Annotated in this window: 26 protein-coding genes, 1 tRNA gene and 1 pseudogene; 15 read left to right on the forward strand and 13 right to left on the reverse strand. The window is 59.4% G+C overall.

Going from position 1 to position 25,757, the window contains the following annotated elements; genetic code table 11:
• Nucleotides 1-28 precede the first annotated feature (28 nt).
• The 4 genes from ACPYOI_RS04090 to ACPYOI_RS04105 all read left to right on the forward strand — a co-directional run bounded on the left by ACPYOI_RS04090 (nucleotide 29) and on the right by ACPYOI_RS04105 (nucleotide 3,066).
• Nucleotides 29-1,141 (forward strand): endonuclease/exonuclease/phosphatase family protein, encoded by a 1,113-nt coding sequence (locus tag ACPYOI_RS04090; RefSeq protein ID WP_481414675.1) that lies wholly within the window; start codon nucleotides 29-31, stop codon nucleotides 1,139-1,141.
• The gene (locus tag ACPYOI_RS04095; RefSeq protein ID WP_481414674.1) at nucleotides 1,138-1,884 is read left to right on the forward strand and encodes an NUDIX hydrolase; all 747 of its coding nucleotides are present in this window, start codon (nucleotides 1,138-1,140) and stop codon (nucleotides 1,882-1,884) included. The genes ACPYOI_RS04090 and ACPYOI_RS04095 overlap by 4 nt, the downstream gene beginning before the upstream one ends.
• A 67-nt stretch (nucleotides 1,885-1,951) precedes the next feature.
• Nucleotides 1,952-2,866 carry a PhzF family phenazine biosynthesis protein gene (locus ACPYOI_RS04100; protein ID WP_481414673.1) on the forward strand — a complete coding sequence of 305 codons (915 nt, stop codon included), beginning with the start codon at nucleotides 1,952-1,954 and terminating at the stop codon, nucleotides 2,864-2,866.
• Nucleotides 2,867-2,990: 124 nt separating this feature from the next.
• Nucleotides 2,991-3,066 (forward strand) — tRNA-Lys (locus ACPYOI_RS04105).
• A 197-nt stretch (nucleotides 3,067-3,263) separates the two neighbouring features.
• Here the strand turns inward: ACPYOI_RS04105 and ACPYOI_RS04110 are convergent.
• On the reverse strand, nucleotides 3,264-4,169 hold the full coding sequence (locus ACPYOI_RS04110) for a LysR family transcriptional regulator (protein WP_481414672.1): 906 nt from the start codon (nucleotides 4,167-4,169) through the stop codon (nucleotides 3,264-3,266).
• Between the two features lie 129 nt (nucleotides 4,170-4,298).
• Between ACPYOI_RS04110 and ACPYOI_RS04115 the strand changes: the two genes are divergently transcribed.
• The 4 genes from ACPYOI_RS04115 (at nucleotide 4,299) to ACPYOI_RS04130 (ending at nucleotide 7,201) form a co-directional block, all read left to right on the forward strand.
• Nucleotides 4,299-4,778 (forward strand): carboxymuconolactone decarboxylase family protein, encoded by a 480-nt coding sequence (locus ACPYOI_RS04115; RefSeq protein WP_481414671.1) that lies wholly within the window; start codon nucleotides 4,299-4,301, stop codon nucleotides 4,776-4,778.
• Between the two features lie 74 nt (nucleotides 4,779-4,852).
• Entirely contained in the window at nucleotides 4,853-5,605 is a 753-nt protein-coding gene (locus ACPYOI_RS04120; RefSeq protein ID WP_481414670.1) for an SDR family oxidoreductase, read from the forward strand.
• Nucleotides 5,606-5,676: 71 nt separating this feature from the next.
• Entirely contained in the window at nucleotides 5,677-6,099 is a 423-nt protein-coding gene (locus ACPYOI_RS04125; protein ID WP_481414669.1) for a cupin domain-containing protein, read from the forward strand.
• A gap of 73 nt (nucleotides 6,100-6,172) precedes the next feature.
• The gene (locus tag ACPYOI_RS04130; protein ID WP_481414668.1) at nucleotides 6,173-7,201 is read left to right on the forward strand and encodes a mechanosensitive ion channel family protein; all 1,029 of its coding nucleotides are present in this window, start codon (nucleotides 6,173-6,175) and stop codon (nucleotides 7,199-7,201) included.
• Here ACPYOI_RS04130 and ACPYOI_RS04135 read toward each other — a convergent pair.
• Nucleotides 7,184-7,672: an RrF2 family transcriptional regulator gene (locus ACPYOI_RS04135; protein ID WP_481414667.1), complete on the reverse strand. Its 489-nt coding sequence runs from the start codon at nucleotides 7,670-7,672 to the stop codon at nucleotides 7,184-7,186. The genes ACPYOI_RS04130 and ACPYOI_RS04135 overlap by 18 nt on opposite strands.
• 374 nt (nucleotides 7,673-8,046) lie before the next feature.
• Here ACPYOI_RS04135 and ACPYOI_RS04140 point away from each other — a divergent pair, with 374 nt between their 5' ends.
• A complete protein-coding gene (locus ACPYOI_RS04140; RefSeq protein WP_481414666.1) occupies nucleotides 8,047-8,376 on the forward strand; it encodes a hypothetical protein in 330 nt (109 codons plus the stop codon).
• 126 nt (nucleotides 8,377-8,502) lie between these two features.
• Here ACPYOI_RS04140 and ACPYOI_RS04145 read toward each other — a convergent pair whose 3' ends face one another.
• Entirely contained in the window at nucleotides 8,503-8,940 is a 438-nt protein-coding gene (locus ACPYOI_RS04145) for a CBS domain-containing protein (RefSeq protein ID WP_481414665.1), read from the reverse strand.
• Nucleotides 8,941-9,166: 226 nt separating this feature from the next.
• Between ACPYOI_RS04145 and ACPYOI_RS04150 the strand changes: the two genes are divergently transcribed.
• On the forward strand, nucleotides 9,167-9,565 hold the full coding sequence (locus ACPYOI_RS04150; RefSeq protein WP_481414664.1) for a cupin domain-containing protein: 399 nt from the start codon (nucleotides 9,167-9,169) through the stop codon (nucleotides 9,563-9,565).
• 14 nt (nucleotides 9,566-9,579) lie between these two features.
• Here the strand turns inward: ACPYOI_RS04150 and ACPYOI_RS04155 are convergent, their stop codons facing one another.
• The 6 genes from ACPYOI_RS04155 to ACPYOI_RS04180 form a co-directional block, all read right to left on the reverse strand.
• Nucleotides 9,580-10,395, reverse strand: a complete 816-nt coding sequence (locus ACPYOI_RS04155; RefSeq protein ID WP_481414663.1) for an IclR family transcriptional regulator — start codon at nucleotides 10,393-10,395, stop codon at nucleotides 9,580-9,582.
• Between the two features lie 53 nt (nucleotides 10,396-10,448).
• Nucleotides 10,449-10,838: a RidA family protein gene (locus ACPYOI_RS04160; protein ID WP_168830874.1), complete on the reverse strand. Its 390-nt coding sequence runs from the start codon at nucleotides 10,836-10,838 to the stop codon at nucleotides 10,449-10,451.
• 75 nt (nucleotides 10,839-10,913) lie between these two features.
• Nucleotides 10,914-11,684: an amino acid ABC transporter ATP-binding protein gene (locus ACPYOI_RS04165; RefSeq protein ID WP_481414662.1), complete on the reverse strand. Its 771-nt coding sequence runs from the start codon at nucleotides 11,682-11,684 to the stop codon at nucleotides 10,914-10,916.
• A gap of 13 nt (nucleotides 11,685-11,697) precedes the next feature.
• Nucleotides 11,698-12,363 (reverse strand): amino acid ABC transporter permease, encoded by a 666-nt coding sequence (locus ACPYOI_RS04170; protein ID WP_481422561.1) that lies wholly within the window; start codon nucleotides 12,361-12,363, stop codon nucleotides 11,698-11,700.
• A gap of 4 nt (nucleotides 12,364-12,367) precedes the next feature.
• A complete protein-coding gene (locus ACPYOI_RS04175; RefSeq protein ID WP_168830877.1) occupies nucleotides 12,368-13,030 on the reverse strand; it encodes an amino acid ABC transporter permease in 663 nt (220 codons plus the stop codon).
• A 75-nt stretch (nucleotides 13,031-13,105) separates the two neighbouring features.
• A complete protein-coding gene (locus tag ACPYOI_RS04180; RefSeq protein ID WP_481414660.1) occupies nucleotides 13,106-13,954 on the reverse strand; it encodes a transporter substrate-binding domain-containing protein in 849 nt (282 codons plus the stop codon).
• Nucleotides 13,955-14,132: 178 nt separating this feature from the next.
• On the opposite strand from ACPYOI_RS04180, the gene ACPYOI_RS04185 reads away from it, so the two are divergent.
• Nucleotides 14,133-15,209 carry a D-TA family PLP-dependent enzyme gene (locus ACPYOI_RS04185; protein WP_481414659.1) on the forward strand — a complete coding sequence of 359 codons (1,077 nt, stop codon included), beginning with the start codon at nucleotides 14,133-14,135 and terminating at the stop codon, nucleotides 15,207-15,209.
• Nucleotides 15,210-16,102: 893 nt separating this feature from the next.
• Complete coding sequence (locus ACPYOI_RS04190) at nucleotides 16,103-18,364, forward strand: glycosyltransferase (protein WP_481422562.1); 2,262 nt, start codon at nucleotides 16,103-16,105, stop codon at nucleotides 18,362-18,364.
• On the opposite strand, the gene ACPYOI_RS04195 is transcribed toward ACPYOI_RS04190, so the two are convergent.
• A complete protein-coding gene (locus tag ACPYOI_RS04195) occupies nucleotides 18,251-18,712 on the reverse strand; it encodes a hypothetical protein (RefSeq protein WP_481422563.1) in 462 nt (153 codons plus the stop codon). The genes ACPYOI_RS04190 and ACPYOI_RS04195 overlap by 114 nt on opposite strands.
• 140 nt (nucleotides 18,713-18,852) lie before the next feature.
• Nucleotides 18,853-20,928: a caspase family protein gene (locus ACPYOI_RS04200; RefSeq protein WP_481414656.1), complete on the reverse strand. Its 2,076-nt coding sequence runs from the start codon at nucleotides 20,926-20,928 to the stop codon at nucleotides 18,853-18,855.
• A 372-nt stretch (nucleotides 20,929-21,300) separates the two neighbouring features.
• Between ACPYOI_RS04200 and ACPYOI_RS04205 the strand changes: the two genes are divergently transcribed.
• From ACPYOI_RS04205 to ACPYOI_RS04215, 3 genes are read left to right on the forward strand one after another with little or no spacing between them, the layout of a single operon-like run.
• A complete protein-coding gene (locus ACPYOI_RS04205) occupies nucleotides 21,301-23,607 on the forward strand; it encodes a type VI secretion system Vgr family protein (RefSeq protein WP_481414655.1) in 2,307 nt (768 codons plus the stop codon).
• 10 nt (nucleotides 23,608-23,617) lie between these two features.
• Nucleotides 23,618-24,043, forward strand: coding sequence for a DUF6484 domain-containing protein (locus ACPYOI_RS04210; RefSeq protein WP_481414654.1), 426 nt, complete (start codon nucleotides 23,618-23,620; stop codon nucleotides 24,041-24,043).
• Entirely contained in the window at nucleotides 24,043-24,429 is a 387-nt protein-coding gene (locus ACPYOI_RS04215; RefSeq protein ID WP_481422564.1) for a hypothetical protein, read from the forward strand. Before ACPYOI_RS04210 ends, ACPYOI_RS04215 begins: the two co-directional genes overlap by 1 nt.
• Here the strand turns inward: ACPYOI_RS04215 and ACPYOI_RS04220 are convergent.
• Both ACPYOI_RS04220 and ACPYOI_RS04225 read right to left on the reverse strand, forming a co-directional pair.
• Entirely contained in the window at nucleotides 24,422-25,354 is a 933-nt protein-coding gene (locus ACPYOI_RS04220; RefSeq protein ID WP_481414652.1) for a hypothetical protein, read from the reverse strand. The two genes, ACPYOI_RS04215 and ACPYOI_RS04220, sit on opposite strands and share 8 nt — an antisense overlap.
• Nucleotides 25,354-25,757, reverse strand: a pseudogene (locus ACPYOI_RS04225) (DUF4150 domain-containing protein); the annotation flags it as partial. The pseudogene ACPYOI_RS04225 and the gene ACPYOI_RS04220, both read right to left, overlap by 1 nt.

A 25,757-nucleotide genomic window follows, 5' to 3' on the forward strand; every position in this document is an offset into this window, starting at 1 on the left:
ATGGCGTAACGCCAACCGGAAACGCCCGATGCCGCTTCGCCTAGCCACATTCAACGTCGAAAACCTGATGACGCGTTTCGATTTCACCGGCTTTCGCAATCAGCTGCGTCAGGACCGGGTCATCAAGCTGTTCGAGGTCCAGAGCGAGGGCGTCTATCAGCAGCTCGAGCAGGCCCGCGTCATCGCATCCACCGACGACACCCGCCAGATGACGGCGCTGGCGATTGCCGACGCCGATGCCGACATTCTCTGCCTGCAGGAAATCGACAACATGGCCGCCCTGCAGGCTTTCGAATACGGCTATCTGTTCCGCATGGTCGGAAATGGCTACCGGCAGAGATATCTTGTCGAAGGCAATGACAGCCGCGGCATCGATGTCGCGGTGCTGATGCGCGAGGAGACGCGTGACGGGCAGAAGATCGAGCTGCGCGACATCAAGAGCCATGCCGCGCTGACCTATCGCGACCTTGATCTCTTCGACGACAAGCTGGCGCTCACGAACCGTATCGACGACAAGATCTTCAAGCGCGACTGCCTGGAGCTCGACCTTTTGATCGGCGGCGTCCCCTTGTCGCTCTATGTCGTGCACTTCAAATCGATGGACGGGCCGCGCACCAATGGTGTCGACAGCAGGCACGCGACGATGCCAATCCGCCGGGCGGAGGCATCAGCGGTGCGCCGGATCATCGAGAACAGATTTGGCGCTGGAAATACCGCCAACAAGAACTTCGCGATCTGCGGCGACATGAACGACTATCAGGAGCGTATCGACGTGATCGGGACGCGCAGAAGCGGATATCGCTTCGAGCATCAGGACGAGACCGAAAGCGCGCTCGATGTTTTCAGCCATGACGGCTTTGTCGAGAACGTCGCCCGCCGCCGCGATCCGCTCGACCGCTGGACGCTCTATCACGCCCGCGGTCCTGAGGAGCAATGGCTCTGCCAGCTCGACTATATCTGGCTGTCGCCGGCGCTCGCCAGAATGAACGGCGAGAGAAAGCCGGAAATCATTCGCAGCGGCCAGCCGTTCCGCACCGTCTTTCCGCCCGGCCAGGAAGCGGAGCGCTATCCGCGCACCGGCTGGGACCGGCCGAAAGCCTCCGACCATTGCCCCCTCGTGATGACATTGGATTTGAGATGAACATGCATTTTTCAGAGGATTTTGCCGGCTGGCCGCCGGAAAAGACGGTGTTTCCCGTGGCTGCCGTCAACCTTCGTGTGCTCGACGGCGAACATCCCTACCGTCAGGCAAAACGCGAGGATATCGCCCGCAACTGGGAGGCAGAAGTAAGGGCAAACCCGGCGCTCTTCGATGGCCGAATGGTGTTCCAGCACCGGCTGTCGTTGGGAGAAGACGGTATTGCAGGGCAGGGATACATCGTTCCCTTTTCGACCTTGATGTATTGGCGCCGGCAGCAGGATCGCGGCGGCGCCATGCATCTCTTCGCCTATCCGGTGATCGAGAGCTCGGACGGCGCGCTGGTGGCAATCCGCATGGGCGCACACACGGCCAATCCGGGCCAGGTCTACTTCGCCTGCGGTTCGCTCGAGCCGGAGGATATCGTCTCCGGCTTCTGCGATCTGGAGCACAACATGCGCCGCGAGGTGTTGGAGGAAACGGGGCTCGATCTTGCCGATGCCAGGCCGGGCGAAGGCTACCATGCCAGCCACTTTCGCCGGGCGCTCACCATCTTCCGCATGTTCACCTTCGACATGACGGCAGACGAGATTATCGGGCGAATCGAGAGGCACATGACGGTGGCCGAGGATCAGGAGATCGCCGGTGCCGTCGCGATCCGCTCCGCCGATCATTCGACCTATTCCTATAACATCAGCATGCTGCCGGTCATCGATTGGTATTTCACTCGCCGAAACGAAGCTTAATGCCTTGCACTCGTTTCTGCGGTCGGGCAGGTTGCAGGTCCGAGGACCGAGAGACAAGGAGGCCGATGTGGCGCGCAGCTACAGCGTCTATGACGTGTTCACCGACCGCAAACTCGCCGGAAATCCGCTGGCCGTCATCTTCGACGGCGAGGATTTGAGCGACGAAGCAATGCAATCGATCGCCCGCGAGATGAACCTTTCGGAGACTGTGTTCGTGCAGGCTTCAGCCAATCCGGCCTACACCGCCAGGCTCAGGATTTTCACGCCCGGTCGCGAACTTCCTTTCGCTGGTCATCCGACGGTCGGTACGGCGATAGCGCTCGCGGAGCAGGCGCATGGCGGCGACATGACGCTGGACCTCGTTTCCGTGCTTGAGGAAAATGTCGGGCCTGTGCGCTGTGCGGTCCGGCTGCGGAGAGGAGAGGCGAGCTTTGCCGAATTCGACCTGCCGAGGAAATCCCAGCAGATCAATATGCCGCTTGAAAAGCTGGGCATCGCCAACGCGCTGTCGCTGAAGGTGACGGAGATCGGCTTCGAAAATCATGTGCCGTCGCTCTGGACCGCCGGCGTGCCTTTCCTGCTGGTTCCTGTTCACGATGTCGGTGCGGCAATGCGGCTCGAGTTCGATCCGCAGCTCTGGGAGAACACCGTCCCCTTTGTCGATGGCTCGCTCGCCTCTGCCTACATCTACTGCCGCGCCGGCGTGAACCATCCGGCGAGGTTCCATGCCCGCATGTTTGCGAGCGGCATGGGAATAGCCGAGGACCCGGCGACCGGCTCGGCTGTTGCGGCACTTTCGGGGGCGATCCACCATTTCGACCGGCTGCCGGATGGTCATCATCCGATGGCCGTCGAGCAGGGTATCGAGATGGGCCGGCCATCCTTGATTCATCTGCATGTGGATGTCGAAGGCGGCACGATCTCCAATGCCCGGATTGGCGGGCAGGCGGTGCGCGTCGCAACGGGCACGCTCGACCTTTGATTTCATTGCATTTCAGCCATGCGGAAAAATCTTCGAAATTAATCGAAGAATTTTCCGCATGGCGCTGGACAAGGTGAGCGATCCTGTTTATACGCCCGGTCACACCGCGCAGCCAAGCGCGAACGGGTGATTAGCTCAGTTGGTAGAGCAGCTGACTCTTAATCAGCGGGTCGTAGGTTCGAGCCCTACATCACCCACCATTTTTCAAAAGAATTCAATGTGTTGATTGCGTTTATCCGGCGTGGAGACACGGGTACGACGCTTGGGAACAAATGAGAGCATTTCGCCTCTAGCCTAAGTGTCTTCTCAACACGATCGCTTGACCAAGGTAGCCTTGTGTGGCGCTCGACCCGGGGAAGCAGGTACGGCGAACGTGCTGCTGGGACGGGCGGGATCGTCACTTCGACGAGGCCATCAGAGGATCCTCACCGATTGCTTCTACCAGGAAATCGATGGCTGTCCTGACGCGGAGCGGCATGCTGCGGCGGGATGGATAGACCAGGTTGATCGGCAGGCGCGTCGGTGGAAAATCCGGCATTAGGTTTATCAGCCTGCCGGCCTCGATATCGGGGCCGGCAAGGTGGTGGGACAGGATCGCAAGGCCAGCTCCTGAAAGAGCGGCGCGGTGAACCGCAACGGAGTTATTGGCGATCAAGCGCGGTGCGATCCGCACGGAAATCTCGTCGGCTCCGTTGGAAAACGACCACGAGCGGCCATCACCGCCACGGCTGTAGCAAATGCAGGCGTGGCCAGTGACATCTTCCGGGGTCTTCGGCGTCGACCTTGTCTGCAGGTAGCCGGGCGCTGCAACGAGAAAGGCCGTCGTCCAGCCGATCCGGCGGCAGATCAGGCTGCTGTCCGCGACGGTGCCAAGGCGGACCTCCAGATCGATTCCCTCTCCGACGAGATCCGACGGCTCCTCCCGAAAGAGCAGTTCGACGGCCAGTCCCGGGTGGCTTTCGAGCAGGCTTTGCAGGCGGTCGCTCACGTAAAGCCCGAGCGGTGAGGGCAGGCTGAGCCTGACCTTTCCCGATGCCATGGCGCCTTCGGTGCTGCTGTTTTCGCCAAGGGCATCGACCGCTTCGATGACCTTGAGCGCCAGCGGGATCATGTGCTCGCCCTCAGCCGTCAGCGCCAGCGCGCTTGTCGTGCGATGCAGAAGCCGCGTGTTCAGATAAGCCTCCAGGGCGGAAACCTGCCGCGACACGGCGGGCTGCGTCAGATTGAGATCAACGGCCGCAGCCGAAAAGGAGCCGGTCTCCGCGACCCGCAGGAACGTCCGCAACGCGCAAACAATGTCCATTTGGTCCCCATACTTCTGAACATAAGCCTTATGTCCGCAGCTTATGCAGGAATGGCTTGCCTGTCCAGATATTGCGGATATCTTGTATCCATAAGGATATCAAATGTCCTTAATTAAGGAGAGAGGCCGATGACTCAGCGCCTGAACTACGCCCAGCAGTCCCCCGAATTCTTCAAAAAACTTTCCGACCTCAGCATGGCGCTGAAGGACAGCGTTATCGATCAGAAGATCCGCGATCTGGTGAATATCCGCGCGTCACAGATCAATGGTTGCGCCTTCTGCCTGGACATGCATGTGAAGGAAGCCAAGATTCACGGCGAGAGCGAATTGCGCCTCTACCATGTCGCCATTTGGCGGGAATCGAACCTCTTTGTCCCGCGCGAACGCGCAGCCCTTGCCTGGACCGAAGCCGTCACCGAGCTTCCCGAAGGCGGCATTCCGGATGAGCTTTATGAGCGGGTACGCGGCCAGCTTTCAGAGAAGGAGATTGCCGATCTCACGTTCTCGATCATGACCATCAACTCCTGGAACCGTGCTAGTATCGCCTTCAAGGCCGTGCCCGGCTCGGCCGACAAGCTCTACGGCCTCGAAAAGGCTGGCCTGAACTAAGCATCAGCATTCAACCCTTGGAAATGAATTGAACAACGCTGTGCACGCAACTGCCGCGAATGGAGGATTTTATCATGAAAATCGTAATCATAGGCGGAACCGGCCTCATCGGTTCCAAGACCGCTGAACGCCTGCGTAACAAGGGTCATGAGGTTATCGCAGCCTCGCCCAATACCGGCGTCAACACGATCACTGGCGAGGGCCTTGCCCAAGCGCTCGCTGGCGCCGAGGTTGTGCTCGACCTTGCAAACTCGCCGTCGTGGGAAGACAAGGCCGTGCTCGAATTCTTCCAGACCTCGGGCCGCAATCTGACGGCGGCGGAAAAGGCAGCCGGGGTGAAGCATCATGTCGCGCTTTCCATCGTCGGCACGGATCGCCTGCCGGAAAGCGGATACCTGCGCGCCAAGGTCGCCCAGGAAAAGATCATCCGGGAATCCGGCATTCCCTACACGATCGTACGTTCCACGCAATTCATGGAATTCCTCGGCGGCATCGCTCAAGGGGGCACGACCGGCGACACTGCCCGCCTGTCGACGGGCAATCTGCAGCCGATCGCCTCTGATGACGTCGCAGACTTCATGACGGACGCGGCCCTTGCCCCGCCGGTCAACGGCATCATCGAGATTTCCGGCCCTGAGCGCGCACGCCTCTGCGATTTCGCCGCTCGTTACCTCAAGGCGATCGGTGATACCCGCACGGTCGTTCCCGATCCGGAAGCCCACTATTTCGGCACCAAGCTGGAAGACGGTTCGCTCGTCTCCGACAACAATCCCCGCCTCGGCCGGATCAATTTCGACCAATGGTTTGCAACTGCTCCGCGCCGATAACGGGCTCGGACCGTGCCGGATGCGCCTTGCCCCTGAGGCGCATCCATTCAACCTCCAAAAGGAATGGAAAGATGAAAAAGTTGCTCTTCGCGGCGCTCGCAATCACAGCGCTTTCTTTCGGCCCTGCCTCCGCCGATTACACGGGCGGCGGTAAGGACGCCAAGGTTACCTTGGTCTATGAACATGAATTGCCGAACGTGCCGGGCAAGAGCATCAAGGGCATTCTCGTTGAATACGCTCCCGGCGGTTTCTCCGAGGGCCATACGCATCCGACTTCGGCCTTCATCTATGCGACGGTTCTCGAAGGCTCGATCCGCAGCCAGGTCAATGACGGCCCGGTGAAGGTTTACAAAGCAGGCGAGAGCTTCTCCGAAATGCCGGGCGACCGCCATGGCGTCAGCGCAAATGGCAGCAAGACCAAACCCGCCAAGCTGCTGGCTGTCTTCGTCGTCGATACCAACCAGAAGGAATTGACCTTCCCGCTGAAGAAGTAATACCTGAGGGCCGGATGCCAGTTTGGTATCCGGCCCTCTGACAAACGCCCAACCCTTGCCCGCGAGCCGTGCCATGTTGAGTGATCCTCTTCTGCTGCCGTTCCTGCTGATCGATTTTCTGGGGATCGTCGGCATCGTCGTCTGGCTTCTCCAGGGTCGCAAACGCCCGACCGAGCGACTTGTCGTTCAGATCCTCTTCTTCGCCGGAATGACGGCCGTGCTTGGCTTCAGCGGGATCCTGCCGCATCGGGTGAGCGACACCGATCCGAAAGGCGTCGTCGCGCCGCTGGCCACGCTGGCGCGCGTTCTCTGGTGGACCCATCTGGCATGGGCGACCATAGGCTTCGTGCGCATCTATATCGTTCTCGACCGCAGGCCGAGAGAAGCGCGGCTGATCCAGGATCTGATCGTCGCCGCCGTCTATCTCGGGGTGACACTGTCGATTATGGGTTTTGTCTTTGGCGCACCGATCGGAACGCTGGTCGCAACATCAGGTGTGGTTGCCATCATCTTCGGTCTTGCGCTTCAGAATACTCTGGGCGACGTCTTCTCCGGCATTGCAATTACCCTCGGCAAGCCATTCGTCATCGGCGATTGGATTCAACTGGCCGACGGCACTGAAGGACGCGTCATTGAAAACGACTGGCGTTCGACACATCTGCTCACCGGCGCCCACAATGTCGTCGTTCTGCCTAACAGTGTTCTCGCGAAGGTCGCTCTGACCAATCTCAGCCGTCCGGACGAAACGCATCAGATCGCGCTGACCGTCCGTATTGCCGCGGCGCACACACCCCAGCGCGTCGAGGAGGTCATGCTAGCTGCCCTGAAGGAGAGCGTCAGAATCGTGCAGGAACCGCCGCCGATCGTCGTTCTGAAGGCAATCGACGCTGTCGCCATCGAAACGGAATTGCAGTTTCGCGTCACCAGCCCGGCCAACCGGACGCCGGCCCGCAACGAGGTGATCGATCTTGTCCACCGCCACTGCGAGGCAAATGGTGTTCGCCTTGCAATGCCGCCACAGAGCTATCTTTTACCGCTGCCTGCCACAGGCGAGGATGCCGCCGGCGCGACCGTCAAAACCCGCTCAGCCGGCGCGCTCTAGCACCCATTCGAACGTGCTCTTCCAAAGCTCCGGCGGAACCTCTTGCGACAATTTTTGACCGAGATCTGCCAGGGTGACGCTGCGAAGCTTGGCGCGCCAGGCTTCGTCTGCTTCCCACATGATGCGCGCCACCGCGCATGGGCTGCTTTCGCAGTAGCCTTGGGGACGGCAGGGATTGTTGGCGCGGATATTGTTGCAGACAAAGGTGCGGGCCTCGCCCTCGACAGCTTCGACGATATCGAGGAAGGTCAGCTCGGCAGGCGGTTTCGCCAATCGGTATCCGCCGGACGGACCGAGGGTCGTATGCACAAGACCCGCCTGCGACAGGCTCTGCAGCGCCTTCGACAGATATTCCTTCGGCAAGCCATGCAACTCGGCCAGCGCTTTGGTGGAAAGATACCTGCCGGCAGGCAGTCCGGAGAGGATGGCGCAGCAATGAAGCGCCCATTCGACTTGGCTTTTGAGGATCATCAATTCGTTCCGAAGGCCGATGGCGATTGGCCATTACGGATACATAATATCCATATTTCTTTGTTATGTAAATCTGAGAGCTAAATAGAATGCTGATCGACTGGCACGGAGGCAGGGATGAGAAATCGGCTTTCGGCTGAAAGGTCGCTGAACCGGCAGACAGCGGCCCGTCTTTGAGCTTTGCGTGGATCAAATCCATTTTTGCGGAGTTAGGCTTTAGCGCGAGCAAGGACTGGCACTTTTCGGAACGGGGGCGCAGGTCTCCGCCCGTAACGCAAGGGCTTTTCACGAGCCTTTGTTCTGCTGTGCACGCAGCGGGCATTCAAATCGTTGCAGTGCCTTCCTACCTTTAAGGGAGACGAGGTAACTGTGTAGTGCGTGTGATCAAATCCAATGGCCGCGAATGGAAGATCGTCCTGCTTCAGGGCGCGTACCATTTGCAGGATGACACCGGGGCGTTAACTGGCCCGTTCTTCTCGGTAGGACAAGCGACGGAGTGGGTCAAAGGATACGTCTCCCATGACGCCGACCTGATGGCGGAAATCTGTGCCTATGCTGATAAAGTGGAGGAAGGAACTGCTCAATCCCGAGCGGGATCATCATTGGCAACTGATCTTGCTGCGAGGTTCTCGCATCGAACGGCGAGCGAGATAGAAGACAAGCTCAAGGAAGTCTGGCGTGCTCGACGCCTTCGCTGGGATTGAATGGCCGAAGCGCGGGTTTGAGGCGTGGCGGCGCCGAAATGTCCTCGCGCCAAAAGCAACGGCGCGAGGCCCCGATCTGAGCGTCACTGGCTAGCGGACGCTTTCGCTATGGGTCTACGCCGACCGTCAGTGCGCTGTCTGTGAATGTTGGCCGCCGTGTTGCGAGATGCCGCTCAGTGCCTTACCCGTTTCCATGGCCTCGCCCTTCATAGCGAGATCACCAAGCGAGATAATGCCGATGAGCCGCTTGCTCCGGCTCAGGACTGGCAGGCGCCGTACTTGAAGATCGCCCATGTTATGAAGGACGTCTTCCACATTTTCGTCTTCGAAGCAGTATTTAACGTCGGTACTCATCACGTCGCGAACCTTTGCGTCCGGGCCCATGCCTTCTGCCACGCCACGAATGGCGATGTCGCGATCGGTAATCATGCCGACTAAGCGATCATTCTCACCCACCGGAAGAACGCCGGCATCGAGACGTCCCATCATCAGGGCGACATCGCGTAATGTCTGTTCCGGATCGGTGATCTGGACGTCCGTGGTCATGCAATTGCTGACTTTCATGATAACCTCCCTGACGTTCCCGCGCCGAGTAGCTCGGGATGAAAAGAGTCAACGCGCACCGGTCGGAAACGTTCCTGGAAAGTGGGCAGTTGGCGGCTGCCGCCGCAGTGGACGCAATTCGTTACAAAATTCCGGTCCCGTAGACACATCCCCGGTACAATTTCACGCTGAAATCCTGACGGCGGCCTTGAAGGCAGCGATCGAACACCGTGAGGAAAGGACAAAGATGAAGACGACCCGGATAGTGACACTCGCCATGCTATTGATCAGTAGCGCCATGGCGTTCTCGCCGGCACAGGCGGAGCAGCCACTGCAGCGCACCGATCTTCTGAAGAACGATATCGACGTGCCCGGCTACGAGGTCGTGCAGGTGCGGGTCGATATCGCGCCAGGCGTGCTTGCCGCCAAACACTCCCATCCCGGCGAAGAAGTCGCCTATGTTCTTGAAGGAAAGCTGGAATACCGCCTCGAAGGCAGGCAGCCCGTGACGCTCAGCGCCGGCCAGTCCCTATTCATTCCCTCTGGCGTTGTCCACTCTGCCAAGAACGTCGGCAGCGGCAAGGCGTCGGAACTCGCAACCTACATTGTCAAGAGAGGCGAGGTGCTGGTCGTACCCGCAAAGTAAGCGCCATTCTGTGACTAACGTTCACCATGACGGTGCGCGGCTTGCGCGGGTCCGGAGCTATAGCCAAGTCGCTCCGAAAGCTCGTTTGCGGCGCGCAGCAGGCTTTCCAGATAGGATTGCCGGTTGCGCAGCCCGTCTTCCTTTGGAGCGACAAGGCAAAGGGTTGCAACCGCTTGCCCGTCAGCCTGCTGCACTGGCACGGCAAAACAATGTGTGAAGTTTTCCACCTCGCTGTTGAACGTGAAATAGCCGTCGATCGAGGCCTGGCGGACCTCGGCGATAAAGCGTGCCGGCTCAAGTCGCTTGCCATTCGGCAGCACAAAATCCTCTTGCGGGATAAAATCCGAGATCTCGCTGTCGCTTAGATGCGAGACGAGAAAACGGCCGGAGGCCGTCCACGGGATGGGCACCAGTTCGCCGATGTTCGAGGATATGCGGAAGGGCCTTAGGCCTTCGCGCATCATGGCGACGGTGTACTTGTTGCCTTCCAGCACGCACATTTGCGCCGTCTCGCGGGTTTCTTCCGCAAGGCGCGCGAGCATGTCTTCGGATTCCCGCATCAGGTCGAACTGATCTGCGTAGGCGGTCCCGAAAAAGTAGAGTTTACGGCCGAGGAAGACGCGACCGTCACCGCCCTGATAATCAAGCATGCCGTGACGCAGAAGAAGATTGATCAGTTCATAAACCGATGAACGCGGAGCGCCGATCTCGACGGCTATCTCGTTCGGCCGCATCGGCTGGCGTTTCGTGCGCAGAAATTCGAGAATTTCAAAGGCGCGATCAAGGCCGCGTGTGCGCCGCGCTACCATGTCTTCTGCGCCGTCAGCCATACTCAACTACCTCCTGGAGAAGGCGCAGCCTTTAAGGGCTGCGCCTGATAGACTCAAGCCCTGTCGGCGCGATAGGCGACGCAATCGACTTCCACCTTGCAATCGACCATCATCCGGGACTGAACGCAAGCGCGAGCCGGCGGGTTCTTGCCGAAGTACTCGGCATAGACGCCGTTGAAGCTCCAGAAGTCGCGCGGATCGTCGAGCCAGACACCGACACGGACGACGTCTTCAATGCCGTAGCCGGCCTCATGCAGAATAGCGATCAGGTTCTCAATCGCCTTGCGGGTCTGAGCAACAATGCCGCCACCGACGATCTCGCCTTTTTCCATCGGCACCTGGCCCGACACGTGCAGCCACCCATTGGCTTCCACGGCACGGGCGAATGGCAGCGGCTGTCCGCCAGCACCGGTCTCGCCGGCGCCGTAACGCTTGATAGTCATGTAACCTCTCTTTTCTTTCTTCTATTGCGACTGCCGGATCGGGGCGGATTGCCACCCGCACCAGCCGTCTTCCGCTCAGTTGAAACTGGACGTCTTCAGGAACTCCGCGAGCCGCTCCGTCTTGGGTCTCACGAACATTTCCTTCGGGTCTCCCTCCTCGCCAATCACACCGTGGTTCATAAAGATCACGCGCGAGGAGACTTCATAAGCAAAGCGCATTTCATGGGTGACGAGCAGCATGCTCATGCCGTCGGCGGCGAGTCCCTTGATGACCTGCAGCACCTCGCCGACCAGTTCCGGATCGAGCGCCGAAGTCACTTCATCGAACAGCATCAGGCGGGGGTTCATGGCGATGGCGCGGGCGATTGCCACGCGCTGCTGCTGACCGCCCGACAGCTGGCCGGGGTAATGATCGGCGCGGGCGGCAAGGCCAACGCGGTCGAGCCATTTCTCAGCGACGGCTCGCGCCTCGTCACGGGGCATCTTCTTCACCTTGACGAGACCGAGCATGACATTCTTCGCGGCCGTCAAGTGGGGAAAGAGATTGAATTGCTGGAAAGCCATGCCGGTCAGCGCGCGCTGGCGGGCGATCTCTTTTTCGCTCTTTCGCTTGCGGGTGGTTCCGGTCTGGTCATAGCCGATTTCCTCACCTTCGATCAGAATGCGGCCGCCCTGGAACTCCTCCAGCATGTTGATGCAGCGAAGCATCGTCGTCTTGCCGGACCCGGAGGAGCCGATGATCGAGATGACCTCGCCCTCGTTCATGGTGCAGTCGATGCCCTTCAGCACCTCGGTGGTGCCGTACTGCTTTCGAAGACCCTGGATTTCGAGAAGTACTTTGCTCATGACGATGGAGGCCTCAGGAGGGAAGGGCCGTCTTGCGCTCGACATATTTGCCGAAACGCTCGATGCCGTAGTTGATGACGAAGTAAAGAAGCCCGACGAAAAAATAGAATTTCAGGCTCATGAAATTGCGCGAGATGATTTCCTGGGTGCGCAGCAGGAGCTCGGCGACGCCGATGACGGAAAGCAGCGTCGAGGCCTTGACCATCTCGGCAGCCGTGTTGACCCACGCCGGCAGGAACTGGCGCAGTGCCTGCGGCCAGAGCACATAGGCGAAGGTCTGGTTAAACGTGAGCCCGATCGCCTTTGCGGCTTCGGTCTGGCCCTTCGGGATCGCCTGCAACCCGCCGCGCACGATTTCCCCGACATGGGAGGAGCAGAAGATTGCCAGGGCCAGTACGCCGGCCTGAAATGGTCCGAGCTCAATGCCGATAGTCGAGAGCACATAATAGCTGGCAAGAACCAGTACCAGCACCGGCGTGCCGCGGATGAAGTCGGTATAGGCGCGCATCACGAGCCGCAGGAGCCAGTTGCCGTAAACCAGGGACAGTCCGACGAGGACACCGAGCAGCGATCCGGCAATGATGGCGAGAAGCGAGATCGAGACGGTGACGCCGAGCCCCTTCAGAATGACGAAGCGGGCGATCCACATCTGATCGAGGAAAGCGGGAAAGTTTGTCATATCGTCACCTCGGAATGGCAAGCCGGCGCTCGACAACCCGCATCAGTGCGGCGAGCACGGAACAGGTGGCGACATAGAGACCCGACGCAACGATCCACGTCTCGATGACCCGGAAGGTCTCGACATTGATCTTGCGCGCTTCGAAGGTGAGTTCGGGAACCGCTATGGCCGCCGCAAGCGAGGTGTCCTTGAAGAGTGAAATCACCGTCGAGGACAGCGACGGCAGCACATTGCGCAGCATCAACGGCGCAATGATCGACACGCGGATCTGCAGCGGCGTCAGTCCGATCGCGAGTCCGGCCTCCGTCAATCCCCGTGGAATGGAGAGGAGCCCGGCACGGAACACTTCCGCCAGATAAGCACCGGAATAGATCGACAGCACGACAATGAAACTTTGAATCTTGCCGAGGCGCACGCCCATCTGCGGCAGCGCGAAATAGGCGAAAAGCACGAGAACGAGGATCGGCAGGTTGCGAATGATCGTCACGTAGGCCGCGGCCGGCCGCTTGAACCAGTCACTCTTGGCAATCAGGGCGAAGGCGACGAGCAGGCCGATGGCCGCGCCGATCAGAATGGAAATGAAAGCCAGCCCGAGGCTGAGCAGCAGACCTTCGAGAAGTTGGTCAAAGCTGCGCCAAACGGCGGCGAAGTTGAGCGTATAACCCATGGCGGCGTCCTGCCGGAGAGGGAGGAGGAAGGACGAAGGGCAAGACCCTTCGTCCCAACGATTTGTTATCCGGCTTTACTTGTACTCGACCGGGAAACCGATCTGCGGCGGCGTCAGGTCCTTGCCGAACCACTTCTTGTAGGACTTCGCATAGAAGTCGAACTCGACGCCGGTCATCGCCTCGTGCAGGGCGGTGTTGACGAAATTCAGCCAATCCTGATCGCCGCGCTTGACGCCGCAGGCATAGGTCTGCGGATTCCAGCCATACCCGGCATCCTTGTAGCGGCCAGCGTTCTGCGTCATGTACCAGGCGAGCGACGACTGGTCGGTCGCCACCGCGTCGGCACGGCCGGATTCAAGCGCCTGATAGATCAGGTCGACAGATTCGTATTGGTCGACGGTCGCCTCCGGCAGGGCGGCATGCACCATGTCCTCGGCATAGACGTTCTGCAGCACCGAGATCGTGACCGATGAACCGGCAGCCTTCAGCGCGGCATAGTCGGCATACTTGCCGTCGGCCTTCAGCATCAGGCCCACGCCTTCGCGGTAGTAAGGGATCGTGAACGCGATCTGCTGCGCGCGCTCGCCGGTCACCGTCATGAACTGGCAGGTGAGGTCCACCTTGTCCGTGGTGATGTTCGGGATGCGGGCATCGGACGACTGGTTGACGAACTCGATCTTGTCTGGATCGCCAAACAGCGCCTTGGCGACGATGTGGCCCATGTCGATGTCAAAGCCCTGCAGCTGGTCGTCGGCGCTCTTGAAGTGCCACGGCGCATTGGTGCTGCCGGTGCCCATGACGAGGTGGCCGCGGGCCAGCACTTCGTCAAGCTTGCTTTTTGCTTCCTGCGCTGCGGCGGGAATTGCGGAAAGGAGGACTACGGCCGCCAGCGAAAGCGCGCTGGCTCTAAGCGAGGTCATCATGATGTTCCCCTGATGATGAGCGGTTGCTTGATGTCCAGTATACCGGACAAGTGTCTGGTTTAATGGATTGACGTATTCAGCGGCACAATGCATAAATTGTCAAGCGTCGGGGACAGGAATTGCAGAAGCACGTACAACATGCCTGTTGAAGGCCATCAGATCTTTTTAGGAACTCAAAATGAGTAAGCCAGCGTCAATATTCGATACTATTAATACTCCGGCTGTTTTGGTCGACCTCGACATCGCGTGGCGCAACATCGAGCGCTTCCAGGCATACGCAGATGCCCACGGCCTGCGCGTGCGGCCACATATCAAGACGCACAAGCTGCCGGCGGTGGCGGAGATGCAGCTGAAAGCCGGCGCAATCGGCATTACCTGCCAGAAAGTCTCGGAAGCCGAGGCCATGATTGCCGGCAGCCCCGAGATCCGGGATGTTCTGATCACCTACAACATCCTGGGCCGCGAGAAATTGGAGCATCTGACAGCGTTGGCGCGCCGGGTGGCGCTGAGTGTCGTTGCAGACAACGAGACCGTCATCGATGGCCTGTCTGCTGCTTTCGCAGCCGAGCCGGCGCCGCTGCGCGTGCTTGTCGAGTGCGACACCGGGGCGAACCGCTGCGGTGTACTGACGCCGGAAGCCGCCGCAAGCCTCGCTCAGCGGATTGCGAAATCCAAGGGACTGGTCTTCGGCGGGCTCATGACCTATCCGCCCGCGGGCGCGACGGCGGCCGTGGAAGCCTTTATGACAAAGGCCAAGGCTCTTATCGAAGCCGCCGGGATCGCTGTCCCTGTGATCACGTCCGGTGGAACTCCGTCGATGATGGAGGCCGCGAGCGCGCCGGTGACGACCGAATATCGCCCCGGTACTTACGTTTATAACGACAGATCGCTCGTCGCGCGCGGCGTCTCTGCCTGGGAAGATTGCGCGCTGACCGTTCTTGCCACTGTTGTCTCTGTGCCAGCCGCCGATCGTGCCATTATCGATGCGGGTAGCAAAGTCCTGACATCAGACCTTCTTGGACTGACCGGGTATGGCCACGTCCTCGGACGCCCCGATATCACCATCGATCAGCTTTCCGAGGAACACGGCCGGCTGGTCAGCGCTGGGCCGATTGGTCTTTCCGTCGGAGAGAAGATCCGTATCGTGCCCAATCACGCCTGCGTGGTGACCAACATGGTCGATTCAATCTACGCCATCGAAGCGGATAAGCCTCCTGCCGTGTGGCCCGTTGCCGCGCGCGGCCGCGTCGTCTGACACAGATTTGGGGCAGGGATGAAGCTCGGGCCGCAGCGTCCACCACTGCGGCTCGAGTGGTACGCGCTAATTGCGTGGGCACCGCGAGCCCCGCCTCCGGGCGTCATGGCGGCATCCGCATCGGCGCGCGTTCTAGATGTTGGCGCCGCTGATGGATCGCGTTTGAATTAAATCTTTTTGTTCATCGTTTGCAGATGAACTCTCGGAATCTTCTTCGTTCTGCAAATTGCTTCGCTGATGCACTCTGCTTAGCCAAATCATAGGCAAGATATACCCGTTACATAAGAGCGGAGCTTGTTATTTGACGATAGTTATTCTACTCTTTCTTGTAGGTTTTTAACCTAATCCCCGGATTGGAGCGTTCAATGTTGAAACGTGTTTCCGTCCTCTTCTCGGTCTTTCTGACGGCATGTGTGCCGTCCTGGCCGTACCTGACATATGCGCCACCCAATGCTAGCAACTGTCAAAGTATGCCTCCCAGCGCGGCTGAATCTGCTGCCTGGCGCCGGGCGCAACGGCTGAATACACGTCAATCCTACCAGGCTTTCCTCGCCAGATATCCTCGCAGCTGCTACGGGACTTTGGCGGTCGAGAGGATGAAGACAACGGTGCAAAGGCAGCCTGTCACAACGCGGAAGTTGGCAACCGAGCCTCGGCGAGACTTCTGGGGGCGGCGAGTCTACTAGGCTGCCGTCTGCGCGATTGTTGACGGGCACTGATTAGCCGCATTTGGAAATCAAGGGACGCCCTTCAATCTCATCAAGGATAGGCCGCAGGCGGGCCTCGGGTGCTCCGGTTGTGTCAGAATATCGTGCAGTTGCAGTTCATTCAGTTCAGCAACATGAGGCATGAATTGAGAAGCTCAGCGTCTCATACAATCTTCGGGTTAGCTGATGCATTTTGACGTTGTTCATGCTGCCGACCCTCGATTTCATGGAGGTACCTCGAGCGCACTGAGGGCTGAGCTGAAGGCGGCGAGTCGGTGGGGGATGAGCTGTGGGCTGCTGCCTTTCTTGGGGCAGCGCACGCGTGATCTGGGCATCTTCGACAGCCGGACAGCCGCGGTGATCGAGCAATCAAATACGGTCTGGCTGACCGGTTCTGAAGAGGCGACGTGCGACGTTCTTCTGGCTCACCATCCTGCGGTGTTCGAGCGAATGCCGCATTCGCCGGTGCGTTTGCAGCCTCGCCGCGTCGTCTGCGTGGTTCACCATCCTCTGTTCGACGGCAATCGCGTTCCTCAATACGATCTCGCCGTCGTTGAGCGTGTGTTGGATAGGCTCTTTGGTATTCCGGTCGCGTTTGCTCCTGTCGGCCCGAAAGTTCGAGCCCAGTTCGACAGTATCGGCACCGAAAGTCCCGCGCTTCTCCGGCACGATTTGTGGAACATGGTCGATGTCGCTGAATGGACATCTCACCAGCGAACAGCGCCAACGGGCACCGTCAATTTGGGGCGCCACACGAGAGGGGACCCGGCGAAGTGGCCCAGTTCCGCAGGTGACCTGCGGGCAGCCTATCCCGACATACCCGATTTCGCCATCAAGGTGTTGGGCGGTGTCCCGGAGTCGATCCAACCCTGGATAGGCTCGAACTGGCAGATCAGCCCATTCGCGCAAAACAGCGTATCTGACTTTCTCAAGCGGCTAGATTTTTATGTCTATTTTCACGGCCGGCAATGGGTGGAAGCCTTCGGAGTATGTATCGCCGAAGCAATGGCGAGCGGTTTGGTGACGGTGCTCGATCCTTCATTTGAAAGCCTCTTCGAAGATGGCGCTGTCTATTGCAACATTGCTGAAACGCGGAACGTCATCGGGCGGTTTGTTGCCTCACCTTCGATCTACCTCCAACAATCAAATGCCGCGAGAGAGCTTGTCCGACGAAAATTTTCGATCGATCAATATCCGCAACGCATGGCACGCCTCTATGATGATCTTGAACTGTCCGTGGCTTCTGCGCTGAAAAGCAGCCGAACCACGGGCAGGGGGCATTCATCTGGCAAAACCGCCGAAGACAAAATGCCGGCATCGATGCCGCGGCGTATCGCCAAAAAGCGGCGGATACTTATGGTCGCGACCAACGGTATCGGGCTCGGACATATCACCCGCCTGATGGCTATCGCAGAGCGTTTGCCTGATGACGCGGATCCCATTTTCTTTACCCGATCGGCCGGCTCCGCGTTGGCTTATGCGCGAGGGCACGCTGTTGACTATACGCCTTCCGGCTTGGCGATCGGGGTGACGGACGACAGTTGGAACAGGGCTTATGCGCAAGAGCTGTTGACGGCCGTGGAGGCGTTTGATGTGTCGGCGGTGGTGTTCGATGGGAACAGGCCGTTTCCAGGGTTGATTGCCGTTGCCGAATGCCGACGCGACCTGGCCTGGATTTGGGTCCGGCGTGCCTTGTGGCGCCTTGACCACAATTTCGATCCGGGCGCCCAGGATATATTCGACATGGTGATCGAGCCGGGCGAACTTGCTCATGACGAAGATCATGGTCCGACCCGCGATATGCCGGGGACCGTTGCCGTTCCCCCTCTGCTTCTCTTGGACCCCGGCACGGGACTGCCCAGGCGTGAAGCTGCCGCCAAGCTAGGCGTGGACCCGGACCGCTTCACCGTCGCGGTACAACTAGGCTCGCAACGCAACTTCGATTTTGAAGATCTGCCGGGCTTAATTTTCAAGGAACTGGCGAGGCGGAATATCCAAACGGTCCAGATTCTCAATCCGCTCGCGAAACCTTCCAGACAGGAATGGCCGAGCGTTCTGCGCACAAGCGTTTACCCCTTGGCTGAGTATGTCAGCGCGGTCGATCTTCTTGTCACCACCGCCGGCTATAACGGTTTCCATGAAAGCATCTTGGGGGGAATTCCTTCGATCTTTGTGCCCAATGAAGCGCCGGAAATGGATGACCAGCATCTTCGCGCTGTTTATGCCCAAACAGCAGGCTTGGGTCTCTGCCTGCGGTACTCGGAATTGGATCGTGTGGAGACGACGCTCGATCTGGCGCTGTCTGAGGCCTTCCACACTGAGGTTCGCCGGCGACTAGCGCGCCTGAGTTACGTCAATGGTGCCGCCATGGCCGCGAAGGCGGTCGAGCAGCTTGTCTTCAGTATCCGGGCTGATCATCCGTTGCATGCCTCGATTGCTCGTATGTGAATCAAGGGAAGCATCGGCGCCCAGCTGATCGGCAAGAAACTCGTCGATGGTCGATGAAAGTGCGATTTCGCTGGAGATGTCCCATTTCGCGATGAGCAATGACCAGCGCCGGCGAACATACCTGCCATAGCTCTCCGAGGAGAGTGAGGGCAGGTGGCTCCGGGTAGGGACAAATTCCAAAGGAGCAGAACTTGCAGCGATCAGATCCGGACGCAGTTCTGACAGAACGACAACGGGAAATTCGCCATTAGCCCGGCAAGCCTCCACGGCCGTATCGAGAATCTCGGCAAGACTGGCGGGCATCGCACCGAGGACAGAAATAAGACTTCTCGGTTTGGCCTCGTCCACTGGCTCGTGCAGGACATAGTGAAGACTGTCCTCGTCAGTGGCGGGATCGACGATCCTGACAGCTCTCTTTGGCCTGCCGAAGCGCGAAAGCCGGCCAACTCGTTCGACAAACCAGCGCAATGCCATCTCTGGGTTCCGCGTTAGAGTCCGTTTTGCTGAACAAACAGTTCGACCTCTCCTTCGATTTCCTCTCGCGTCGCAGCGTTCAGCTTTTCACCTACCGAAGTCTTGGTCTGCTCTGCCTCTTCGACCTTGAAACGAGTGGCGAGCGTTGCGTTGAAATATGCCTTCCGCAAATCCGGCTTTCCGCGGCTGAAGCTGCCCTCCGCGTAACCCTTGGCAAGTTCGAGATAAGCGTCCTCGAAGCCTCGGCGTGCTGACAGTTCCAGTAGGGCAAGGGCGCGATTGGCATCGCGCGGAACGTTGCCTTCGCCTTTCACGAGAAGGCGGGCTGCGTAGAGGGGTGCATACTGGTTGCCCATTTCCGTCGCACGGATCATCAGATCAAAACCCCGCTTGACGTCTTTCTTGATACCCAAGCCGCTGACATAGGCGCGGCCGAGATTGGTCATGGCGTCGATCTGACCGGCATCGGCCGCCGCAGCATAGAGCCTCGTCGCCTCCACATCATCCTTCTTCACACCGGTACCGCGGCGAAAGCTGTCGCCGAGCGCAGTGATCGCATTCGACCAGCCGCTTGATGCTGCAAGTCTGTACCACAGGATCCCTTCTTCGGGGTTCTTCGGCACGCCTTGACCGCGTATATAAGCGGTTCCCACATTCGTCCTTGCTCTGAGGTTTCCGAGCGGTGCCGCCTGCATGTAAAAATCGAAGGCGCGCTTGTAATCGACCTCGCGGCCTATGCCGGCGCGGGCCATGTAACCGAGATTGACGAGGGCGGCGCTGTATTGCTGCTTGGCGGCAAGTTCGTAGAAATGCTCCGCCCAGTCATAGCGCTTGGCGATTTCGAGGACGCGGGCCAACTGGAACTGCAGGCGGGGATTGCCGGGGTCTGCAGCCAGCGCGTAGCCGCAGGAGCGCAGCCCGTCGCGGACGTTCACGAGGCCGTTCGTAACACCAGGTACGACGCGTTGAGGATCGTTGGGATCGGCCGCGTACAGGTCGCAATCCGTCATGAGCGTCTTCATGCCGCTTTGTGTGTCGGGCATTTGGCGCGGCCAGATGCGAAAAGTCTCGCTCACGGCGCGCTCGCCGGCCTGCTCAAAAATAAATTCCGCTCCAGCCGTTGCCGTAGCCTCATTGGAAGGCGGCGGCTCGGTGGAAATCGGGGTGGCGGCAAGTGCGCCGCTGACAAACAGCCCACGCTGCTGCAATGCAGCAACCTGGAGGCTGCTGCGTTTGAGTGCTTCCGCGGCAAGCTGGCTCTTCGGAAACACTTTGGCGAAGCGTTCGAAATCCGTTGGATCGGCGCTGTCCTGAATGAAATACCAGAGGACCTGATCAATCGTCAGCTCCCCGTCGCTCGCCGAGACCGCAGGTGCCGGCTTGTCGGTGCTGCCCGGCTTCAGGACGAATTTTGTTTCGATCGAGCCCGTGATCCACGGTATCTGTGATCCGTTGGTGGCGAGGCGCACGTCTCCGCGCACGGTTCTGAACGTGTCATAGATATCGAGGCCCGGCTGCTGAAGCGCATTGGCCAGCGCCAAGGAATAGGGGCTGTTCACGCCCGTGCCATCATAGGCCACTTCGCCGGCACCTGTGGCGAAGGCGATGAGAACCTGACCGGCGCCTGCCTCCATATTGGCCAGGCCCTGCTGCAGTCCCTTTTCGGAGGTGAGCGGATTGTTGCGGCAGGCGTCCAAAATCACCAGTTTGACGCCGATGGGGTCGTCCTTGACGATGTCGATGAGATCATTGAGGACGATGGCGTCATCGATGACTTCTTTAGCCGATCCGGTGCGTACATCGACAGGCAGCAGCAGGCTCCGCCCTTCGTGCTGCAGCGCGTGTCCGGCGTAATAGAGGATAGCCAGGTCGGCACCGAGAAGATGGGTGCGGATGGCATTTTCGAGGTCGCCGACGGCGGCTTTCTTGACGTCGTAGAAAAGCAGGACGTCGAAACCAAGCTCAGTGAGCGTCGCGGCAATCAGCTTGGAATCGCTTTTCGGGTTCGCCAGAGGCGCAAATTCGTATTCGCCGTTCCCCACCACGATAGCGGCTCTCTGCTCCGCATGGGCCATCTGCGAGAACGCCATTAAGAACAGCGCCAGCAGCGGGATCAAGAAAGTCCATTTCAGTCGGAAGTAAGAACTTCTTTGCGTCATGACAGGTAAGCTTGGTTGGTGACTTCGATGTCTTGATGAGCGGAAGAACTGGCGCCTCTATAGTAATGCAATTTTTGCGGCTTCGCATGCGGGAAAAGATCAAGCTAGCAGCGAGGCGCGAAGGGCGTAGGGCGGGCCGGCATCGGCATCCCTTCGTGGCGGTGTAAAAATCAATCCGCGTCAATACTTCGCCCGGAGAGTATAGACGTGGTGCAATGCCGATGCGTCTTTCGAGGTGGCAGGTCTTTATGGTAAGTTCATGATCCAGGACTGCCGGCGTCACGAGACAGGGGCACTCTCCGAATGGCTGAAGAACGCAAGACAATCGTCCAGACGCCGCTTGAGCCCGCGACGCTGACCCTCACGCACCTCACCGGCCATGACGAGATCAGCAGGTGTTTTGCTTTCACCGTCGGATTCATCAGCTCCGACGCAAACGTCGACGCGCTGAAGCTCCTGGGAAAACCAATTTCGGTTGAAGGCGAGGCCGGAGACCCAAAGCGGTGGTTTAGTGGGCTCGTTTCAGACTTTCGCCTGACCCGTATCGAAGAAGGGTTTGCCTATTACGAAGCGGAGCTGCGGCCCTGGCTTTGGCTGCTGGGTAACACCACCGACTGCCGCATCTTCCAGAACATGAGCGTCGTGGAAATCGTCGAGCAGATATTCTCGAAATATAAGCCGGCGAAGTTCGAGAAGCGGCTGCAGGGTTCCTATGAGGCACGGGAATACTGCGTCCAGTACGACGAAACCGACCTGGACTTCGTGCAGCGGCTGCTTGAGCACGAAGGCATCATGTATTTCTTCGAATATGGCGACGGGGAGCACACCCTCATTCTCGCCGACGCCATGAACAAGCTGAAGCCTGCGCCGGGTTATGCGACGGTCAAGTTCCGCGCCGAGGGCGAACCGGTGCGCCGGGACCAAGAGTATATCACGGAATGGGTGGCAACCAGCTCCGTCCACCCGGGCACTTATGCTCATACGGACTACGACTTTACGAAGCCCGGCGCCGACCTGATGGCGCAATCGGCGCAGCCCTTCGCTCACTCTGAAGCTCAGGGAGAGCACTATCGTCATCCCGGAGCGCATCTGACCGTGGGCCGCGGCGACGCTATTGCCGTGCTACGGCGCGAGGAAATTCAGGCAGCGCATCAGCGTATCGCCGCCGCCGGCACCGTACGGGGACCGGCTTCGGGCTGCACCTTCAAACTGGAGAATTTCCCGCGCAAGGATCAGAACACGGACTATGTCGTCCTGCGCGCCGACTACCGCCTCTTCGACCCGGGCTATCGCCCGGCCGCTTATGCCGGAGAGGAAACCTTCCACGCGGCGCTCCAGGTCGCTCCGACCTCCGTCACTTACCGGCCGCCGCGGGCCACACCCCGGCCGATCATGCGGGGTCCGCAAACCGCGACGGTGGTCGGCCCTTCGGGTGAGGAAATCTTCACGGACAAGTATGCGCGGGTGAAGGTGCAGTTTCACTGGGACCGCCTCGGCAAGAAGGACCAGAACAGTTCCTGCTTCGTCCGGGTCTCGCAAACCTGGGGCGGAGGGAGCTGGGGCTTCATCCAGATCCCCCGCATCGGCCAGGAGGTGATCGTCGACTTCCTCGAGGGGGATCCCGACCGGCCGATCATTACCGGCAGGGTTTATAACGGCAAGGAGATGCCTCCCTATGAGCTGCCGGGAAATGCCACCCAATCCGGGTTGAAGACGAATTCCTCGCCTGGCGGCGGTGGTTGGAACGAGCTGCGTTTCGAGGACAAGGCCGGATCGGAAGAGGTCTATTTCCAGGCGCAGAAGGACCACAACCTGCTGATCAAGAACGACCGCGGCAAGCTGGTCCAGCACGACCAGTCGGACCGCATCGACAACAACGCCAAGCACTCCGTCGGCGTGAACCTCGACGAGGACGTCGGCAACAACAAGACGACAAAGGTCGGCGTCGACCGCACCGTCAATATTGGGTCCAACGACACCGAGACGGTGGGCATCAACCGTTCTCTCACCGTCGGCGCTGACGAGACGATCGGCATCGGCGCGAATTCCAGCGAGACAATCGGCTCCAACCACACGCAGACGGTCGGCATCGTCCAGACGGTCACCGTGGGTGCGGCGCGGATCGATACGGTCGGGGCCGCGGAGACCAGAACGGTTGGGGCGGCACAGATGAACACCATCGGCGCGACTCGGTCGGTCAGCGTCGGCATCAGCCAGAGTCATGACATCGGAACGTCCGACAGCTGGGAGATCGGCACTGACCAGAGCATCGAGATTGGCAGCGGACAGACAAGCACGATCGGCAAGAGCCGGAGCGCGAAGATCGGCGAAGACGACGCGACCGAGATCAGTGGAGCCCGGGTGGTGAAGGTCACCAAGGGAAGTGCCGTCGAGGTCGGTGAGGACGGGCTGATCAAGATCGGAAAGGATCTGCTGATCGACGCCGGCGACTCGGTTGTCATCAAGTGCGGCTCGGCGGCCATTTCGATGAAAAAGGACGGCACGATCTCCATCAGCGGCAAGGACATTTCGGTGAACGCCAAGGGCAAGTTCAACGGCAAGGCCTCGGGCGAGGTCGTTTGGAAGGGCAGCAAGATCAGTCATAATTGAGGGGCTTCAGATGTCCGAAACACGGGAACGTATCGAAGGAGTGGTGATCGGCGTGTTGCTGGGTTTCGATGCCGGCGTGCCGCTGGTGGTCTTTCCCGGCAACCCCCGGGAGACTGCATTGCCGGCGCGGAGCCTGGCCGACCTTACGTCAGCAATGATCGGTGCCGAGGTCGCGCTGCTTTTCGAAGGCGGAGACGCGACGCGGCCGCTGATCGTCGGCCGGATCGTCGAGCCGGCGCGCAGGTCTTCGGCGCCAAACGTCATTCGTGATGGCGAGCGCGTGCGGATCATCGGCGAGGAGCGCATCGAGCTTCGTTGCGGCAAGGCCACGATCATCATGGAAAAGGACGGCCATATCACCATCCGCGGCACCTATGTGACCAGCCACGCCAGTGCCGTGAACCGCATTCGTGGCGGATCGGTGAACCTCAACTGATGCCTGCTGTACCTGTTCTTCGCGAAATCGTCCGCCAGCATGCCGAGATGGCGGCATTCCTGTGGACGGCCTACGACTACCACCTGCTCCATCAGGACGAGAATCCCGACATGGACGAGGAGCGGCTCGCCCGGCTAGTCGAGCGGCTTGAGGCGCATCTCGACGGGCTGCGCGTGGCGGGGGAGGCGGGGCTGGAAATTGCGAAGGAACGGTACACCGAGTTTCCCGAGGCCGGGGAGTTGTTCGTCGTGCGGATGCTGTCTTGCCCACCGGACATGCGGATTCGTGAACTCGATCTCGACAAGGTCAGACACTATTTGAGAGTGACTCTGGAGACGCCGGGAATAGGCGGGCGCCGAACGCCGTCCGATCCGCAGATCAAATGAACTCACGGGTCATGTCGATCCGGCGAACGAAGAGATTTCCGTCATAGCCAAACTCGACCCCTGACCACTCCTTTCCGTTGAACGTGAAGACTTCTTTCCAGCCCACGGCGACGAGATAGGCCTCGGTCGCTTCCATTGCATAAACGAAGCCGAGTGATCTGAACGGCACGAGTTCCATCCCCTTCTGGATGTAAAGGCCGTACTCGTCATCTCCCCAGTACCGATTGCCGTCGAACTCGCATATCGAGTATATCTGTGTACCCGGTCCGGCAATCTCGGTGAGTTCCTCATTCGCGTAGCGGGCACAGAAGCCGTTCTCGCAGCCAAGATACACGTCTCCATTACGAGCAACCTGCAAGGCCGAGATGCTGTGGTTGAACCCGAGAGGGATTGAGCGCCAGCGAGAGCCATCCAGGCGCAGCAGTGCCCCGTGATCGCCGCCCACGTGGGTCAGGTCGGGGGCCGGACCGTGCATGGCGCGCAGGAAAGCCGAGGTCCCTGTCTCGATCGGTACCCAATCGGTGCCCTGCGCGACGCAAACAGTTCCTTCGTCGCCGTAGAGATAGGCAGTCTTTTCGTTGAGATGCCAGAGCTTGTTGGTGAACGCCTCCGGTCCTTCGCCGGTCGCAATGGTGCCGTTGCGAATGTGGTGGGTGGTTCCACCGACTTGCAACGCGATATGCTCGCGCTCGGAGAGGCTGACATGCGAGAGAATGAGGTCGTCGATGTCCAGCAGCACCTCCTGGCGAATCTGGTCGTCGAGAGACATCCGCAGCAGGAACGACCGTCCCGCCTCGTCGTTCTTGTCGCTGAGCTGAACAGATGCTGAGAAGAGATTTCTCCCCAGGTGGAAGGCGTTAATTGCCTCGATATCGATCTCGTCAAGCGGATAGTCGTCGAGACGCGGCTCTTGGTCGTCCGTCATCACCTACCTACCGTCATTGCATTCAGTTCGGTCTGCGTCTTCTTCGGTCGGACCACGTCCTGGAGATAGTTTATCATCACGAGCCGCAAGCATTCAATCATGTCATCGGCATCCTTCTTCGGCGCGTTCTTGATCGCGGGTTCGTTCTTCCGTACTGCGTCAAGGGACTTTTCCATCGCATTCTTGAGCGAAGGCTTCCTGCGTCTCTTCTTTTCCTTTCGGTAGAAGGCGGCTTCTTGATTGGTCTTCAAGTTGTGGGGCGTTCCTTTCTTGCTGCCGTCGCCGCGCTGGAAGCCACCCCCTTTCTTGTGCTTTCGAGAGCGCATGCAGATGCACGGGGCGGTCTGGTTGTCGTACTCCTTCCACCGCGTAAAGGACTTGTTCTGCTTACGGCTGCTCTGGA

This window comes from Rhizobium sp. SVR5-2C (genome assembly GCF_056755115.1).